This is a genomic window from Usitatibacter palustris (assembly GCF_013003985.1).
GTDB classification, from domain to species: domain Bacteria; phylum Pseudomonadota; class Gammaproteobacteria; order Burkholderiales; family Usitatibacteraceae; genus Usitatibacter; species Usitatibacter palustris.
Genome location: NZ_CP053073.1, coordinates 3,184,078 through 3,200,264, shown reverse-complemented (window position 1 = coordinate 3,200,264; position 16,187 = coordinate 3,184,078). Strand labels below are relative to the sequence as shown.

16 protein-coding genes are annotated in these 16,187 nt (G+C 67.9%); 4 read left to right on the top strand and 12 right to left on the bottom strand.

All coding sequences use genetic code 11. From position 1 onward, the window contains the following. Positions 1–3 precede the first annotated feature (3 nt). Complete coding sequence (locus DSM104440_RS15550; RefSeq protein ID WP_171164222.1) at positions 4–411, bottom strand: hypothetical protein; 408 nt, start codon at positions 409–411, stop codon at positions 4–6. Between the two features lie 119 nt (positions 412–530). Here DSM104440_RS15550 and DSM104440_RS15545 point away from each other — a divergent pair, with 119 nt between their 5' ends. Further along, complete coding sequence (locus DSM104440_RS15545; protein WP_171164220.1) at positions 531–1,328, top strand: helix-turn-helix domain-containing protein; 798 nt, start codon at positions 531–533, stop codon at positions 1,326–1,328. Positions 1,329–1,404: 76 nt separating this feature from the next. Here the strand turns inward: DSM104440_RS15545 and DSM104440_RS15540 are convergent, their stop codons facing one another. The 8 genes from DSM104440_RS15540 to DSM104440_RS15505 form a co-directional block, all read right to left on the bottom strand. Then, a complete protein-coding gene (locus DSM104440_RS15540) occupies positions 1,405–1,890 on the bottom strand; it encodes a hypothetical protein (RefSeq protein ID WP_171164218.1) in 486 nt (161 codons plus the stop codon). 12 nt (positions 1,891–1,902) lie between these two features. After that, positions 1,903–2,391 carry a hypothetical protein gene (locus tag DSM104440_RS15535; protein WP_171164216.1) on the bottom strand — a complete coding sequence of 163 codons (489 nt, stop codon included), beginning with the start codon at positions 2,389–2,391 and terminating at the stop codon, positions 1,903–1,905. Positions 2,392–2,457: 66 nt separating this feature from the next. Continuing rightward, positions 2,458–3,807, bottom strand: a complete 1,350-nt coding sequence (locus DSM104440_RS15530) for an ATP-binding protein (protein WP_171164214.1) — start codon at positions 3,805–3,807, stop codon at positions 2,458–2,460. After that, positions 3,788–4,459: a response regulator gene (locus DSM104440_RS15525; RefSeq protein WP_171164212.1), complete on the bottom strand. Its 672-nt coding sequence runs from the start codon at positions 4,457–4,459 to the stop codon at positions 3,788–3,790. The genes DSM104440_RS15530 and DSM104440_RS15525 overlap by 20 nt, the downstream gene beginning before the upstream one ends. 2 nt (positions 4,460–4,461) lie before the next feature. Then, positions 4,462–4,992 (bottom strand): cytochrome b/b6 domain-containing protein, encoded by a 531-nt coding sequence (locus tag DSM104440_RS15520; protein WP_212758101.1) that lies wholly within the window; start codon positions 4,990–4,992, stop codon positions 4,462–4,464. 26 nt (positions 4,993–5,018) lie between these two features. Next, positions 5,019–5,279: a PepSY domain-containing protein gene (locus DSM104440_RS15515; RefSeq protein ID WP_171164208.1), complete on the bottom strand. Its 261-nt coding sequence runs from the start codon at positions 5,277–5,279 to the stop codon at positions 5,019–5,021. 177 nt (positions 5,280–5,456) lie between these two features. Further along, a complete protein-coding gene (gene pntB / locus DSM104440_RS15510; RefSeq protein WP_171164206.1) occupies positions 5,457–6,875 on the bottom strand; it encodes a Re/Si-specific NAD(P)(+) transhydrogenase subunit beta in 1,419 nt (472 codons plus the stop codon). 9 nt (positions 6,876–6,884) lie between these two features. Further along, positions 6,885–8,471: a Re/Si-specific NAD(P)(+) transhydrogenase subunit alpha gene (locus DSM104440_RS15505; RefSeq protein WP_171164204.1), complete on the bottom strand. Its 1,587-nt coding sequence runs from the start codon at positions 8,469–8,471 to the stop codon at positions 6,885–6,887. A gap of 107 nt (positions 8,472–8,578) precedes the next feature. On the opposite strand from DSM104440_RS15505, the gene DSM104440_RS15500 reads away from it, so the two are divergent. From DSM104440_RS15500 to DSM104440_RS15490, 3 genes are all read left to right on the top strand, one after another. Further along, positions 8,579–9,541 carry a TAXI family TRAP transporter solute-binding subunit gene (locus DSM104440_RS15500; protein WP_171164202.1) on the top strand — a complete coding sequence of 321 codons (963 nt, stop codon included), beginning with the start codon at positions 8,579–8,581 and terminating at the stop codon, positions 9,539–9,541. A gap of 236 nt (positions 9,542–9,777) precedes the next feature. Continuing rightward, positions 9,778–10,329, top strand: a complete 552-nt coding sequence (locus DSM104440_RS15495; protein WP_171164199.1) for a phasin family protein — start codon at positions 9,778–9,780, stop codon at positions 10,327–10,329. Positions 10,330–10,501: 172 nt separating this feature from the next. Then, positions 10,502–12,184, top strand: a complete 1,683-nt coding sequence (locus tag DSM104440_RS15490; protein ID WP_171164197.1) for a tectonin domain-containing protein — start codon at positions 10,502–10,504, stop codon at positions 12,182–12,184. Positions 12,185–12,193: 9 nt separating this feature from the next. On the opposite strand, the gene DSM104440_RS15485 is transcribed toward DSM104440_RS15490, so the two are convergent. From DSM104440_RS15485 to DSM104440_RS15475, 3 genes are read right to left on the bottom strand one after another with little or no spacing between them, the layout of a single operon-like run. Next, positions 12,194–13,297 (bottom strand): tRNA nucleotidyltransferase/poly(A) polymerase-related protein, encoded by a 1,104-nt coding sequence (locus tag DSM104440_RS15485; protein WP_171164195.1) that lies wholly within the window; start codon positions 13,295–13,297, stop codon positions 12,194–12,196. Between the two features lies 1 nt (position 13,298). Continuing rightward, positions 13,299–14,246 (bottom strand): complex I NDUFA9 subunit family protein, encoded by a 948-nt coding sequence (locus tag DSM104440_RS15480; protein ID WP_171164193.1) that lies wholly within the window; start codon positions 14,244–14,246, stop codon positions 13,299–13,301. Then, entirely contained in the window at positions 14,243–16,171 is a 1,929-nt protein-coding gene (locus DSM104440_RS15475) for a lytic transglycosylase domain-containing protein (protein ID WP_171164192.1), read from the bottom strand. The genes DSM104440_RS15480 and DSM104440_RS15475 overlap by 4 nt, the downstream gene beginning before the upstream one ends. Positions 16,172–16,187: the final 16 nt, after the last annotated feature.

Sequence of the window (16,187 nt, the reverse complement as noted above, 5' to 3'; positions counted from 1 at the left end):
CGGTCATGCCGATGTTCGATGGAGGGCAATGCCTTCCAGCACGGCGAGCACGACCACGGCCGCAGCCTGCAGGACGATGAAGGCTTCTCCGAGCAGGTTCGGCGACACCCACGCGCTCGCGACCAGGGCGAGGCTGGCGAGCGCCCAGAGCACGTTGCCGGCGATCACGACACGGACTCCGGGGCTGTACACGCCCCTGCGCGTGGCGATCCATCCCACGAAGGCCGCGATGGGCAGGAGCCCGAGGCCCGCGTACTGGAGAAGGCCCGCGGGCAAGTTGAGCAAGGCCGAGAGGGGCGTCGCGGCGGCGAGCAAAGCCACGCCCATCGCGGTGCACGTGATGGCATCGACGACGAGTACGCGGCGCAGAAGGATCGCGGGATCGGTGGCGAAGGTGGTGATGGCAGACATGGATTCCTCCAGCGGTTGATGGTCGGGAGTTGCGGGTTCCATACTCCCTGCGTCGCCACACGCGGTCGATTACCTGCGAGGTAATGGACCGGCGCCCCCGTCCCTGAAAGGATGACTCGATGAAGACCGCCACCAGACCCGATGTCGGCGCGATGCTCCGCGAATGGCGCATGCGCCGGCGAATCAGCCAGATGGAGCTGGCGCTCGTCGTGGGCATATCGCCGCGCCACCTGAGCTTCGTCGAGACGGGACGATCGCAGCCGGGCCGCGCCACGCTCCTCAACCTGGCCGAGGCGCTCGACGTGCCCTTGCGGGAACGCAACGTCCTCCTGCTCGCGGCGGGGCTCGCGCCGGCGTATGCGGAGCATGGCCTCGAGGACTCGGCGCTCGCGATCGCGCATGAGGCCGTGCAACTCATCCTGCGCGCGCACGAGCCCTTCCCGGCGCTTGCGATCGATCGGTCCTGGAATCTCGTGTTGGCGAACCGTGCAGTGATGCCCCTGCTTGCTGGCGTGGCGCCGCACTTGCTGCAGCCACCGGTGAATGTGCTGCGCCTTTCGCTGCATCCCGAAGGCGTGGCGCCGCGCATCGAGAACCTTCCCGAGTGGCGCGCGCATCTGCTCGCGCGGTTGCGACGCGAGGCGGCGATGTCGGGTTCGGAAGAACTGCGCGCGTTGCTCGAGGAGCTTGCTGCCTACCCCGGGGGCGAATCGCGCCACGAGGCGCAGCGCGACGCGATCGTCGTGCCGCTCCGGCTGCGGACGCCGGGCGGAACGCTTTCCTTCTTCAGCACCACCACGGTGTTCGGCACGCCGCTGGAGGTCACGCTGGCCGAGCTTGCGCTCGAGTCGTTCTTTCCCGCGGACCGGGCCACGGCCGCGGCGCTGGGTCGTGTGGAACTTCCTGCGGCAAAATGAGGAAGGGGTGGCGTCGGCCGCCCCTTCGCTCAGGCTGGTTGCCCTTGCCGTCGCTGCCGTTCCTCCCTGCAGCGCCTCAGTCGAGGCGTTTCCAGCCGGGGTGGTCGAAGTACGCTCCGTACAGGTTCGCGGCGCGGATTGCCTGCTCGGCGCCGCGCACGGAGTTCCCCTTCGCGGGGTCCTGCAGGATGTTCGCCGCCGCCACCAGATCGGCGATGACGATGTGCAGGTTCCCATCGGCAGCCGGTGACAGCTTGCAATCGGCCACGATGCCCGCGACCTCCTTCTCGATCGCGGCGCCGAGCCGCCTCCGGGCTTCGGCGTCCAGTGCGCCTGCGCGGATCGCGCCGCGCTTGCCGTCCAGGACGGCGCGAATCGTGTCCATATGGCGGCGCAGCGGCTCGTCCGTGGCCCACTTGCGGCCGCGATCGAGGGTGATCACGCCCGAGGTCGAGTGCGCTTCCTGCGAGCGCGATTCGTGCGAATGAGTGCCTGCGTAGGCGGGAACGCCGGCGCATAGCGCGAGCACGGCGACCCAGAGTGCGATGGTGTGGCGTCTCATGGTTGCGTTCTCCTAGAAAACCGGCTTCCAGCCCGGGTGCTCGAAATAGGTGGCGTACATCTGCGTGGCGCGAACCGCCAGGGTGTCGCCACGGAGCCCGTGCGGATTCGCCATGCCTTTGAGTATGTCGGCCGCCTGTACGAGGTCGGCGACGACCAGCTGCAGGTTCGCTGCGGCACTCGCCTCGAGCCTCGATTCTCCGAGGATGGCGGCGACCCGGTTCTCGATCGTGCGGCCGAGCGCTCTTTCCTGATCGGTCGAGAGCATGTCGCGCAGGATCGCGTCGCGGTGTTGCGCGAGCGCCGCGCGGATCTCTTCCATGGACCGGCGCAGCGCCTCGTCGGTGGACCACTTGCGGCCCTGGTCGAGCGAGAGCCTGTTCGACGCGGAGTGGACCGTGCCGGCATGACGTTCCTGGGAATGCGGGCCCGCAGCGTACGCGGTAATGGCAGCGCTCACTGCGAGGGCGGCGATGCAAAGTGCGGTTGCGGCGCGTTTCATGGTTGCGTTCCTTTCGGCGAGTGGATGAATCAGGAACGAAGCTACGCGCCGGGCCTTATCGATTCCTTATGGCGGTGCGGGAAGGGAGATCTCGATTCGAAGGCCGCCGAGGGCCGGACTCCGCGAGGCCGCGATGGAGCCACCGTGCAACTCGACGACGCGGCTGGCGATCGAAAGGCCCAGCCCGCTGCCGGGACCGCGTCCGTCGGGTCCGCGATAGAAGCGGTCAAAGATGCGAGCGCCCACGTCGGGGGCCACACCGGGGCCGGAGTCCTCGACGGTGACGCGCGCGCGATCGCCGCCGACCGTCACGCTCACGCGTACCTGGCCGCCGTCGGGAGCGAAGCGCAGCGCGTTGTCGAGGAGGTTGCGCAGCAGCGCCAGCAGCATCACGGGGTCGCCGGGCACGAGCGGCCGGGATTGCGCGTCCAAGAGGACGCCCACGCCGCGGTCCCGCGAGTCGCCGCCGACCTCGAGTATCACCTCGCGGCAGATCTCGGCAATGTCTACCTTCGCGAACGCCGGGAGCGCGTCGCCCGCGTCCATGCGCGCCAACGTGAGCATCTGCTCCACCACGCGCGTCGCGCGCTCGACACCGTCCACTACCTGCCCGAGCGCGCGGCAGCGGCGCTCGTCGTTCGTGGTGGTGAGGGCGACCTCCGCCTGGGTGCGCAGCGCGGCGAGTGGCGTGCGCAGCTCGTGCGCGGCATCGCCGGTAAAGCGTCGCTCGTTCTCGAACGCGCGTTCGAGCCGAGCGAAAAGCTGGTTGGTCGCCGTGACGAGGGGCTCGACCTCGCTCGGGACGTCGGGCGCAGCGATCGCCGCGAGGTGCCCGGGTTCACGGCTGCGCACTTCCCGCGCGAGCTGCTCGAGCGGACGCAGCGCGCGCGCGACCGCGAGCCAGAGCGCGATCGCGAGCAGGGGCAGGCCGACGGCGAGCGGCACCATCAGGCGCATGGCGAGACCGCGCACAAGCTCGTCGCGATCAGCCACGCCGTGGGCGACGATGATCACGACGCCGTTGTGCCGGTCGGTGCGCCGGAACGCGCGCCAGTCCACGCCAGCGGCGTTCACGTCCGAGAACCCCTCGGCGGGAGCAAGCGAGGCGTTAGGCGCGTCGTGCGAGCGCAGCAGCAGGTTGCCTTCGAGGGAAAAGACCTGGTAGGTGCAGTTCTGCACGTACGCCGGATCATGGCGCGTCGTGGCGCCGGCGACCTCCAGTGCCTCATGGCTGGCGATCGCGCCAAGGACCTCCGAGTACTCGACCAGCTGCGCGTCGAGCATGCGTGCGGTGTGGAAGCGCGCGTCGAAGTAGGTGGCGATCGCGATCAGGACCCAGGCGCCGAGTGCGCCGCCCACGAGCAGGCCCAGCAGGCGCCCGCGCAACGACGGGGCGCTACGGTCCGGTCTCGGCATCGATCACATAGCCTACGCCGCGCACGGTGCGGATCAGCTGCGGGAAGAGCTTGGCGCGAAGGTGGTGCACATGGACTTCGATCGCGTTCGACTCGACTTCGCGGCCCCAGCGGTAGAGCCGCTCCTCGAGCTGGCCGCGGGTGAGCGTGCGGCCGGGATGGGCCATCAGTGCCTCGAGCACGGCGTACTCGCGCGGCGCCAGGTCCACGGGCTCGCCGTTGCAACTCACGCGGTGCGACTCGAGGTCCACGTCGACGCCGCGGTGCCGGATCCGGTTCGTCGCGCGGCCGACGGCGCGGCGCGCAAGCGAACGCACGCGCGCCTTGAGCTCGTCGAGCGCGAACGGCTTCACCAGGTAGTCGTCCGCCCCCGCGTCGAGACCGCGCACGCGATCGTCGATCGTGTCGCGCGCGGTGAGGATCAGCACGGGCGTGGTGTTGCCCGCCGCGCGCATCTCCTTCAGCACCGCCAGGCCATCCATGCGCGGCAGGCCAAGATCGAGGATCACCGCGCTGAACTCGCCGGTGGCCACCGCTTCGCGCCCGTGGCGGCCGTCGCGCACCCAGTCGACGGCATGTCCGGCATCCTCCAGCCCCGCCTTCACGCCCTCGCCCAGCGGCGCGTCGTCCTCGACCAGCAGGATGCGCCCCATGGCTAGCGATCTCCCGGCCCTGGCGCCCGCTTGCGCCCGGTGAACATCGACCGCACCAGGTTCTCGCCGTGGCGAAGGCTCTCCCACACTACCCCCGCGACGTGGATGGCGGCGGCGGCGAGCAGCGTCCCCGCGAGCCCCTCGTGCAGGTCTTCGAGCCACTCGAAGTTGTCCTCGCCCAGCAGCGACAAGGCCCAGCCGGTGCCGCCGGTAACCAGCACCAGTGCCAGCATCAGCACGATCCACGCACCCCCGAGGGGGTTGTGGCCAACATAGCGCGGTTCGCGCCGGGCGGTGAGCGCGCGCACGTAGGTAGTCAGTCGTGATGGCCGCGGCACGAAATCCGCGAAGCGGGCATGGCGGCTCCCGATGAAACCCCAGAGAATGCGCGCCGCGGCGGCGGCGAGCGCAACGTAACCCAGGGCCTCGTGCCACTTGCCGCCGTCATCGCCGGTCGCGTATCCGACCAGCACCGCGGGCGCGAGCGTCCAGTGCAGGATCCGCACGAGCGGATCCCACACCGAAACACGCACCGCGGGCACAGCTTGCGGCGCTGCGCTCACGAACTCGCCTTTTCCCTCACGACGGCCGCGTCGGCGGGATTCACGTACACCTCGACGCGCTTGCCGTCCTTCGTCGCCTTGACCTCGAAGCACGTGCCTTCCTTCTTCACGCGGCGTACTTCGTAGCCCTTCTTCTCCATGCGCTGCTGGATCTCTTCCGCGCGCAGCCACTTGTCCTTCGGCGTGTCGGGACAGGTTGTCGTGGCGAACGCGGGCGTGGCCGCGAGCAGGGCGGCGGTGATGAATGCGGTTTTCATGCGAGTCTCCTCATCGATGGGCGGGGCCGGAATGGCTGCCTCGAGCCCATCATCGCGGGGCGCGCTTAAGGATTCCTTATCGCATGTTGGCGCGGCCGCACGCGGCCCGCCTGATCCAGGTCAACTACTTTCGGAAAATCGCGGCCCGGGAAGGCGCGATCGGAGAAAGCCCGACCCTCAGCCCTTCAACGCGGCCAGCACCTCGTCGAGCATCTTCTTCGCGTCGCCGAACAGCATCCGGTTGTTCTCCTTGTAGAAGAGCGGATTGTCGACGCCCGCGTAGCCCGAGGCCATGCTGCGCTTCATCACGATCGACGTATGCGCCTTCCACACTTCGAGCACCGGCATGCCCGCGATCGGGCTGGTTGGATCATCCTGCGCGCTCGGGTTCACGATGTCGTTCGCGCCGATCACCATCGCGACGTCGGTGTCGGGGAAGTCCTCGTTGATCTCGTCCATCTCCAAAACGATGTCGTAGGGGACCTTCGCTTCGGCCAGCAGTACGTTCATGTGGCCGGGCATGCGGCCTGCGACCGGGTGGATCGCGAAGCGCACGGTCTTGCCCATCTCACGCAGCCGCTTCGTGATCTCGAAGACCGTGTGCTGCGCCTGCGCGACCGCCATGCCGTAGCCCGGGATGATGACCACGCCCTTGGCTTCCCTCAGCAGTTCCGCGGTTTCGTGGGCCGTCACCGACACGACTTCGCCCGCGGGCTTCGCGGCATCACCCGCCGCCGCCTTCGGCGCATCGCCGCCGCCGAAACCGCCCGCGATCACGCTGATGAAGTTGCGGTTCATCGCGCGGCACATGATGTACGAGAGGATCGCGCCTGAAGAGCCGACGAGCGCACCCGTGACGATCAGCAGGTCGTTGGACAGCATGAAGCCCGTCGCCGCCGCAGCCCAGCCCGAATAGCTGTTGAGCATCGACACCACCACCGGCATGTCCGCACCGCCGATCGCCATCACCATGTGGATGCCGAAGAGCAGCGCGATCACCGTCATCACGACGATGGGCACCATGCCCGCGTCGATCGTCGGCGCCTTGAGGAACACGAACCCGTAATAGAGCACCACGAGCAGGCCGATGAGGTTCAGCCAATGGCGCGCCGGCAACAGCAGCGGCTTGCCGCTGATGCGCCCCGAGAGCTTGCCGAACGCGATCACCGAACCGGAGAGCGTGACCGCGCCGATCAGCACGCCGACATACACCTCGATGTGATGGATCGCGACTTCAGCGCCCGTCATGCCCGCCGTGGCAGACGGATCGATGTAGCTCGCGTAACCGACGAGCACGGCGACCAGGCCCACGAGGCTGTGCATGAATGCGACCAGCTCGGGCATCTGCGTCATCTTCACGGTGCGCGCGAGATACAGGCCGATCGCGCCGCCGACGACGAGGGCGATGGCAACCCACGCGATGCCCGCCGGCGTCACGCGCGGGCCGAACACGGTGGCGAGCACGGCGATCGCCATGCCGATCATTCCGTACAGGTTGCCGCGCCGCGAGGTTTCGGGATTGGAGAGACCGCCGAGGCTCAGGATGAAGAGGATGATCGCGGCGATGTAGGAGACAGTGGCCAGGCTCGAGGTCATGTCTCTCTCCTACTTCCGGAACATGGACAGCATGCGTTGCGTCACCGCAAAGCCGCCGAACATGTTGATGGCCGTGAGCGCGATGCCCGCGACCGCGAGCCAGCGTATGAGTTCATCGGGCCTGGTCACCCCGGCGACAGCCGGTGGCGCGATCTGCACCAGCGCCCCGATCACGATGATGCTGCTGATCGCGTTGGTCACGCTCATGAGCGGCGTGTGCAGCGCAGGCGTCACGTTCCAGACGACCATGTAGCCCACGAAGCACGCGAGCACGAACACGGTGAAGTGGCCGAGGAAGGCCGCCGGCGCATACGTGCCGACGAGCGCGAATACGACCGCCGCGACCGCGAAGAGGATCACGAGCGTGCGCGCGGCCATCGGCTCGCCCGCACCGTGGCCATGGCCCTTCTTCTCGGTGGGCGCCACCACGGGCTTCGCCGCGGCCTTCGCGGGAGCGGCGGAAAGCTTCGGCGCAGGCGGCGGCCACGTGACCGCGCCATCCTTCACGACCGTCGTGCCGCGAATGACCTCGTCTTCCATATTGACGTTGTAGACGCCGTCCTTCGCCTTGCAGAGGTCCTCGGAAAGGCGGAAGAGGTTGGTCGCGTAGAGCGTGCTCGCCTGCGTGGCCAGCCGGCTCGCGAGATCCGTGTAGCCGATGATGATCACGCCGTGCTTCGTCACGACCTTGCCCGGTTCCGTGAGCTCGCAGTTGCCGCCCTGCTCGGCGGCCATGTCGACGATGACGCTGCCCGGTTTCATCGACTGCACCATCTCGGCCGTGATGAGCTTGGGCGCGGGCTTGCCCGGAATGAGGGCGGTCGTGATGATGATGTCGACTTCCTTCGCCTGCTTCGCGAACGTTTCGCGCTGCGCCTTCTGGAAGCCTTCGCTCATCACCTTGGCGTAGCCGCCCACGCCCGTGCCTTCCTCCGTGTACTCGACCGGTACGAACTCGCCGCCGAGCGACTTGATCTGGTCGCCGACTTCGGGCCGCGTGTCGTTGGCGCGCACGATGGCGCCGAGACCCGCAGCTGCGCCGATCGCAGCGAGGCCCGCCACGCCCGCGCCGATCACGAAGACCTTCGCAGGCGGCACCTTGCCCGCGGCCGTGATCTGCCCGGTGAAGAAGCGACCGAAATGATGGGCGGCCTCGATGACGGCGCGGTAGCCGCCGATGTTGGCCATAGAGGAGAGCGCGTCGAGCTTCTGGGCTCGCGAGATGCGCGGCACGCTGTCCATCGCGAGCACGGTCGCCTTGCGCGCGGCGAGGCTCTGCAGGAGGTCCGGGTTCTGCGCGGGCCAGATGAAGCTCACGAGGGTCTGGCCCTCGCGCATCAGCCGCACTTCGTCCGGATTGGGGGCGCGCACCTTGAAGATGATGTCGGCGCTCGACCAGACCGAGGTGGCGTCGGGGACGACCTTGGCTCCGGCTGCGGTATATGCGTCGTCGCTGATGGACGCCGCCTCGCCCGCGCCGGACTGGACGACCACGCTGAAGCCCAGCTTGGCCAGCTTCGGGATCGCCTCGGGGACGGTCGCGACGCGTTTTTCGCCGGGGAAGACTTCCTTGGGGACGCCGATCAGCTGGGCCATGGGGTTCCGTCTTGAAGTTTTGTTATGGGTGGACCGGCAGCGATTGTACTGGCTCCATCGGTTATTCTCTTGACGTAAGCCATTCAAAACTAGACTGGAGGAGCACCATGAATCGAGCCCTTTCTGCGCTCGTGGGGTTGGTCGCCGTATTGGGCCTCGCCACGGGTCACGCACAGCAGAAGACCCGCCTTTCGATCGGTACCGGTGGCACCGGCGGCGTTTACTACCCCCTGGGTGGCGGTATCGCTGCCCTGCTTTCGAAATACATCCCCAATGTCGATGCGACGGCGGAAGTCACCGCCGGCTCGGTCGCGAACCTGCAGCTCATCAAGGGCGGCAAGTCGGAAATAGGCTTCACGATGGCCGATTCCGCGTGGGATGCCTACAACGGCCTCGACAAGTTCAAGGACAACAAGGTCCCGCTGCGCACCCTGGTCGTGTTCTATCCGAACCGCATGCACGTCGTGACGGTCGAGGGCACGGGCATCAACAAGATGAGCGACCTCAAGGGCAAGCGGATCTCCACGGGCGCGCCGGTGAGCGGCACGGAAGTGATGTCGATGCGCCTGCTCGAGGCGAGCGGCCTCGATCCCAACAAGGACGTGACGCGCGAGCGCCTGTCGGTCGCCGAGAGCGTGAACGCGCTCAAGGACGGCAAGATCGACGCGCTGTCGTGGGTCGGCGGCGTTCCCACGCCTTCGCTCACGGATCTCGCGGCCACCCCGGGCAAGAAGATCAAGCTGATCGACCACGGCGACGCGGCCGAGGTGATGCGCCAGAAGTACGGCCCGATCTACGTGAAGAACAAGATCCTTGCCAACGCCTATCCGGGCGAGACGCGCGACACGACCAACGTGGACGTGTGGAACCTGCTGGTGATTCCGGAGAACACGGACGAGAAGCTCGCCTACGAGATCACGAAGCTCCTCTTCGAGAAGAAGGACGAGATCGTGAAAGTCCACAAGGACGCGTCCTTCCTCGAGCTCGCGAACCAGATGACCGGCGCCTCGCCGATTCCCTTCCACCCTGGTGCGCTGCGGTATTTCAAGGAGAAGGGGCTCGTCAAATAGCCGCCCGCTAACGGCAGGACCCCGCAATGTGAGGGCCCGCTTCGGCGGGCCCTTTGCTTTGGGGCGTGCTCCTAAGCCTTTGACTTTCCTTATCTTTTGGCTTAGCCCGGGTTTATGCTGCAGTGCAATATATTTTTGGCCAAACCCCTTGACTTGAAGGGTGATCGGCCTAAAATACTGAATTGTGCAGTGCAGCAATATCTGCCCCCAGATTCGCCCCAACCCGAGGAGCCCACATGTTCAAGCTCGACCAGTTCTCCGCCGCAAACGAAGCCGCCATCACCCAATTCAACAAGTTCGCCCAGCTGTCGCTCGCGAATTTCGAGAAGTTCGCCGAACTCGGCCTCGGCGCCGCCCGCGACTCCGTCGCCCAGGCGACCTCGCACGCCCAGTCGCTCGCCGCCGCGCGTGACGTCCAGGAAGTGATCGCGATCAACTCGGCCGCCGTCGAGCCCGCGATGAAGCGCGCCTACGCCGTTTCGCGCACCGCCTACGAAACCGCCGCGCAGGCCAACGAGCAAGTGAAGACGGCTTTCGAGAAGCAGGCCGCCCAGATGAACCAGGCCGCCGTCGCCGCCCTCGAAGAAGCCTGCAAGTACGCGCCGGCCGGTAGCGAGACCATCGTCGGCAACATGAAGACCGCGATCGCCGCCGCGCAAAGCGCCTACGGCAACGCCGTCGCCATCAACAAGCAGTTCTACGACACCGTCGAAAAGACGGTCGAGCAGAACGTCGCGACGGTCAAGAAGGCCGCCACGAAGGCCGCGACGAAGGCCAAGCGCAAGTAAGTTTCCTGCCTCCCCCAGGTTGGAAAGAAGACCCCCGGCTTCGGCCGGGGGTTTTTTGTTTGTGCGACGCTCGTCGTGCGACTTAGGTCCGATTGTCCGGTGATCCCTCCCTGACGTAATTTGCGTGCCAGCCGCACATCGATGCGGCCCATGACGCATCAGGGAGAGTCCGATGAAATTCCAGATCCTTGCCCGAGGCCTCGCAGCCCTCGCGCTGGTGTTCGTCGCCGGCATTGCGGCCGCCCAATTCAAGACGGTCGCGGGAAAGAAAGCCAGCGACATCGCGATCGGGCCCGACGGCAACGTGTACATCGTGAGCGACGAGCCCGTCCCCGGTGGTTTCGCGATCTATCAATTCAACTGGAAGACCGGCGCGTGGGATCGCCTCGACATGGCTGGCGTGCGCATCAAGGCGGGCGCGAGGGTGCTCGTGGTCCACGGCGAGAGCGGCCTGAATGTCCTGGGCATGGGAACGTATCCGGGCGCAGTACGCGATGCCGCCATGGGCGGTCCCAGCGGCGATGTCTACGCCGTGGGGACCACGAAAGTCCATGCGGGATACGAAATACTCAAGTGGGCCCGGCCGCCGGGCAAGGGACAAAGCGCCCGGTGGGAGGTCGTTGGCGGCGCCGGGGCGATCCGCATCGAGGTCGACCCCGAGGGCAGGCCCTGGATCATTTCCGAGTGGCACCAGATCTTTCGCCACGACGGCAAGGGGTGGGTCACGATGCCCGGCGCCGCGCGCGACATCGCGATCAATTCGAAGGGTGTGGTCGTGATCGCCGGTACGGACGGCATGGTCTACAAATGGGGCGGCAGCGCGTGGCAAGTGGTGGATCGCGCCGCCTTCGCGAGCATTGCGGTCGATCCCGAAGGCCGCATCTGGGGTGCGGGCGACGACAAGACGATCAAGGCGCTCGGCGTGAACCTTCCCAGCGCCATTCCCGGCACCGCGAAGCTCGTGCTGAAGAACGGCGAGTTCCTGGCGGTCGGTGATTACCTCCTCGCCGAGGACCGCTCGCACTACGCGATCCAGCAGGTCGACGGAAATTTCTGCCTCTACAAGGGTTCGGGTCCGTCGGATTCGAAAGGAAACATCTGGTGCCATCACGCCTCCGGCGGCGCCACGACCGGCGACTTCTTCGCGCTGCAGCAGGCCGACGGAAATTTCTGCACGTATCGCGGCAAGAATCCGCGGGACGCGAAAAGCAATGTCTGGTGCCAGAACGCGCCGGGGCTTCCGCTCACCGGCACCTACTACACGGTCGTGCTTCCGCAGGGCCACGTCTGCACGTATCGCGGCGTGCCCGGCGGCACGAAGCTCGGCGTGTGGTGCTCAGGCATGACAGCTGCGAACACCCAGAAGTGCGTGAATCGGGGCTGCGGCATCGTCGACTCGGGTGCCGGCGGCGAGCTCAACCGCAACCGGCACGATTGCAGCCGCCTCACGACCGCCGCGATCAAGCAGCACTGCGAGGCGCGTAACGCCGCGGTCCCCGCGGCGGAGGCCGCGTGCGCTCCGTTCCTGGGGAACAAGGGCCATGGCGCGTGCCTGGACCAGAAGGTGCCGCGGCCGATGAACAGCTTCCCGTTCACGTGGGCCGACTACGAGCAATGCCGCAAGAGCTCGCTGGTTCCCGCGAGCTGCCGCGACCTCTTCCCGACGTGGATGCTGTTTCTCAGCGGCGGGAAGGGACAGCTCCAGTCGTGCCAGGACGCCTACCGGACGTCGGAGTGCGACCAGCGGTTCCGGCTCTACGAGCTTTGCGGTGCGACCCCGGGCACGTCGGCGGACACCGAATACTTCAAGAACCCGTACATGCGCGAGGAATGCCTCGCGATCGCGCGCAAGTAAAGGCGGCGCTCATCGCCCGGCGAGGGCGGCGATCCGCGCGCGGCGCAGCGCCCCCGCGATGTCCTCGGGATGATCGCGCGCGATCGCGGCGGCATCGACGGACCTCGCGGCGGCGAGCGCGCCCTCGAGACGCGGCCGCGGCGCGAACGAGCGCGCGTCTTCCTCGCTGGCCGCGCATTGGGCGACCTGGAGGAGCAGATCGAGCCGCTCGGGGCGACGGAACGCATCGCACCGTTCGAGCAGGCCCAGCAAATACTCAGGTGTCCAGCGTCCGGGATGCGCGAGCGACGCGCACTCGCCGAGCACGAGGCGCGCGAGGTCGCGGCAGTCGCGCGGCGCGTTGATGCGTTCGGAAAGTGCTGCGACCCGCGTGGCTTCGCCGTCGAGCACGAACAGCGCGTAGCGCACCGGCAGCGAATAGCCCAGCTTCGCCGCGAGGTCGAGCCGCGCCGCAAGCGCGGGAGAGTTGCGCACCTCGGGGAACACGCGCGCGAGCGCGCCGCATTCGGCAAGCACCGCCACGACGCGCGAGGGCTTCACTTCCATGAGTCCGCGCGAGAGCTCCTGCCAGGCACGTTCCGGTACGAGCGCATCCGCTTCGCCTGCTTCGACCATGCGCTGCATGAGCGCCATCGTGTCGGGCGCGATCGTGAAGCCGAAGCGCGCGGCGAAGCGTGCGACGCGCAGGATCCGCACCGGGTCTTCGACGAAGGCCTCGCCCACATGGCGAAGCACGCCGGCGCGCAGGTCTCGCTCGCCACCATGGGGATCGACGAGCACGCCATCTTCACCGCGCGCCATCGCGTTGATCGTGAGATCGCGGCGGCCGAGGTCCTCTTCGAGCGTGACGTCGGGCGACGCGTGGAAGACGAATCCCTTGTAGCCCGGCGCGGTCTTGCGCTCCGTGCGCGCGAGCGCGTACTCCTCGTGGCTTTCGGGATGGAGGAACACCGGGAAGTCGGCGCCGACCGGGCGGAAGCCCGCCGCGAGCATCGCCTCGGGCGTGGCGCCGACGACGACGTGATCGCGGTCGCGCACTTCGAGGCCCAGCAGCTCGTCGCGAACGGCACCGCCCACGACGTAGGACTTCCAGGACCGGGCGGGCCCGGACATCTCAGCGGCCCGCGCGATTGCGGTAGTCGGGGTAGCGGCCCGTGGTGGTCTTGTCCGCGAGGTACTCGGGCACCACGGTCTCGAGCGCGGTCGGCCGGAACCCGAAGACTTCGGGGAAAGGTCCGTCGCAGACGTTGTCCACGCTCATCGAGCGCAGGTTGTCGCGGGTCATGAGCGGCCCGGGCAGGAACTCGAAGACGGTGGCCTGGAGCTTCGCGGCCCAATCGGGGAGGGCCACGACCATGCGGCGCCGCTCGAGCACCGCCGCGACGAAGCGAACGAGCTCTTCGAAGGTGTATGCGCGCGGGCCACACAGGTTGTAGTCACGGCCGAAGGTGCGCGAATCGCCGAGTGCGTTCGCCATTGCGTTGGCGACGTCTTCCACCCAGATCGGCTGGAAGCGCGTCTTCGCTCCGGCGAGAGGAATCACCGGGAAGAGCCGCACGAGCGTCGCGAAGAGATTGAGGAAGCTGTCGCCGGGTCCAAAGATGATCGAGGGACGCAAGATCGTCACCGCCGTCGAGCCCGCCGCTTCACGCACCGCGGCCTCGCCGCGTGCTTTGGAGCGCAGGTAGTCGCTGGGTGCGGATTCCGAAGCGCCGAGCGCGCTCACGTGCAGCAAGCGCCCCACGCCCGCAGCGCGGCAAGCGCCGGCCACCTTGCGCGCGAACTCCACGTTCACGGACTGGAAGGTCGCGCGGCGCCGTTCGTGGAGGATCGCCACGAGGTTCACCACCGCGTCCATGCCTTCGAAGAGGCGTGCGAGCGTGGCGTCGTCATTGGGATCGGCGACTTCGATCTCCGCGGTGGGCAGCACGAGCAGCGGCTGCGCGCTGTCGCGGTGGCGGGTGACGATGCGAAGGCGCAGGCCGTCGGCGGCGAGGCGCTCGGCGAGCGAACGGCCGACGAACCCGCAGCCGCCGAGCAGGCACACCGACCGCACGGTCATGGGAGGCTCGCGGCCACCGCCTCGCCGCTCGCGCGCGGGACGTTGCCGAGCAGGCCCTTCATGCTGGCGGGCTTGCCCGTCAGGCGATGCGTGTAGAACCACGCGTTGGCGACCACCTTCTTCACGTAGTCGCGCGTTTCGTTGAAGGGGATGGTCTCGGCGTAGATGGCCCCCTCGAGCGGCTGCGCATCGCGCCAGCGGCGCGCGCGCCCCGGGCCCGCGTTGTAAGCGGCGGCGGCGAGGACCGGATCGCCGAGGTCATCGAGGACCTTGCGGTAGTAGAAGCTGCCCATCTGCACGTTGACCTCGGGGCGCGTGAGCATCGTCGACTGGTAGCCCGATACCGGGATCTGCTTGGCGACCCAGCGCGCGGTCGCGGGCATGAGCTGCATGAGGCCGGTCGCACCCACGCGCGACTTGGCCTCGGCCATGAAGCGGCTCTCCTGGCGGATGATCCCGTAGACCCAGGCTTCGTCGAGGTCGAATTGCTTCGCGGCTGCGGTCATCGCCTCGCGGTGCGGGACGGGATAGCGCTGCGCGAAATCGTGCACGGCGAGCGTGCGCTCGGCGGTGTTGATCGCGCGGTCGGGGAGGTTCGCCTGGCGCGCGAGCTCCGCGGCCGACAGGAGGTCGCGGTCGTCGAGGCCGCGGACACCCCAGAACCATTCGCGGAACGCTTCGTTGGGCATGTCGATCCGGTAGAGCGCGAGCGCGCGCTGGATGCCGGGCATCGCGCGCACGCGGTCGAGGTCCGCGGGCTGCGGGCGCCAGCCGTTCCAATCGGGCACGCGGGAGATGCCGAGGTCCTCGGCCGCGAGCAATCCATAGAAGTTGTTTTCGGCGGCGAGGGTGCGCAGCAATGCGTCGGCCCCTTCCGCGCTGCCCTTCGCGCGCACGGCACGCGCCCGCCAGTAGCGCCAGTTGGGCTCGCGCGCTTCCTCCGGAGACATCGCGCGGATGGCGGCGAAGACCGCGTTCCAGTCCGCGGCCCGCAAGCCGGCGCGGGCCTTCCACATGAGTTGCGCGTCGGTGAGCGGCGTTTCGCCGGCGAGCTCGTACCAGTCGAGCGCGCGCGGGTTGTGGCTCATGGCGCCCCACCACGCGACCTGGCCCCAGGCAAAGCGCGCATCGTCGGCGCCGAGTTTCGGCGCCAGCGCGGCGAGGCGCTCGGCGGCTTCGTCGGGCTTGGAGCGCGCGAGGCGGGCGAAGGCGAACAGCGTGAGCTCGGTGCCCGCGCGCGAGACTGCGGGAATCTTCTCGGCCATGAGGAAGCGTGCCGGCTGCGCATGGGCGCGCTCGAGGGCCTTCTCGTTGATCGAGATCTTCGCGGGCAGCAGGCCATTCGTGCGGCGCACATCCTTCAATGCGCCCGCCACGAGGAGCTTGCGAAGCCGCTCCCACGTTTCGCGTTCGCCGATCGCCTTCGTGCCGGCGATCGTTGCGAACACCGGGTCGCAGCTTGTGGGCACTTCCTTGCCCGAAACGAACAGCGCGCGCACTTCGCCCGGGAGCTCCGGATCGTTGCGCGACATGCGCTCCTGGAAGGCGTAGCAGGCCACGTCGGGGTCGTCGCCCTGGTACTTCGCGTAGGCGCCGCGGAATGTCTCCCAGGCCTTGGCATTGCCCAGCACCTTGAGCCAGTCGCGCCGCAGGGTCTCCGACAGGGGGCTCTCCGGCCAGCGGGCGAGGAACGCATGCACCTCGGCGGGCTCGGCCTTCTCGAGCTGGATCGCGAGAACCCAGTAGGAGGGGTAAGGTTCGAGGAGGTGGCCGGCGAAGCGCGCCCGTGCCGACTCCAGCGCCTTCACGTTATTGCGCGTGTAGGCGTCGCGGGCGGACAGCAAATCGGACTCGGTCACGGGAGCCTGGGCGAACGCAGCCGCGGACGCGACGAGCGCCACGGCGATCAGGACGCGCCGGGTCATGGAGAAAGTCATGGGA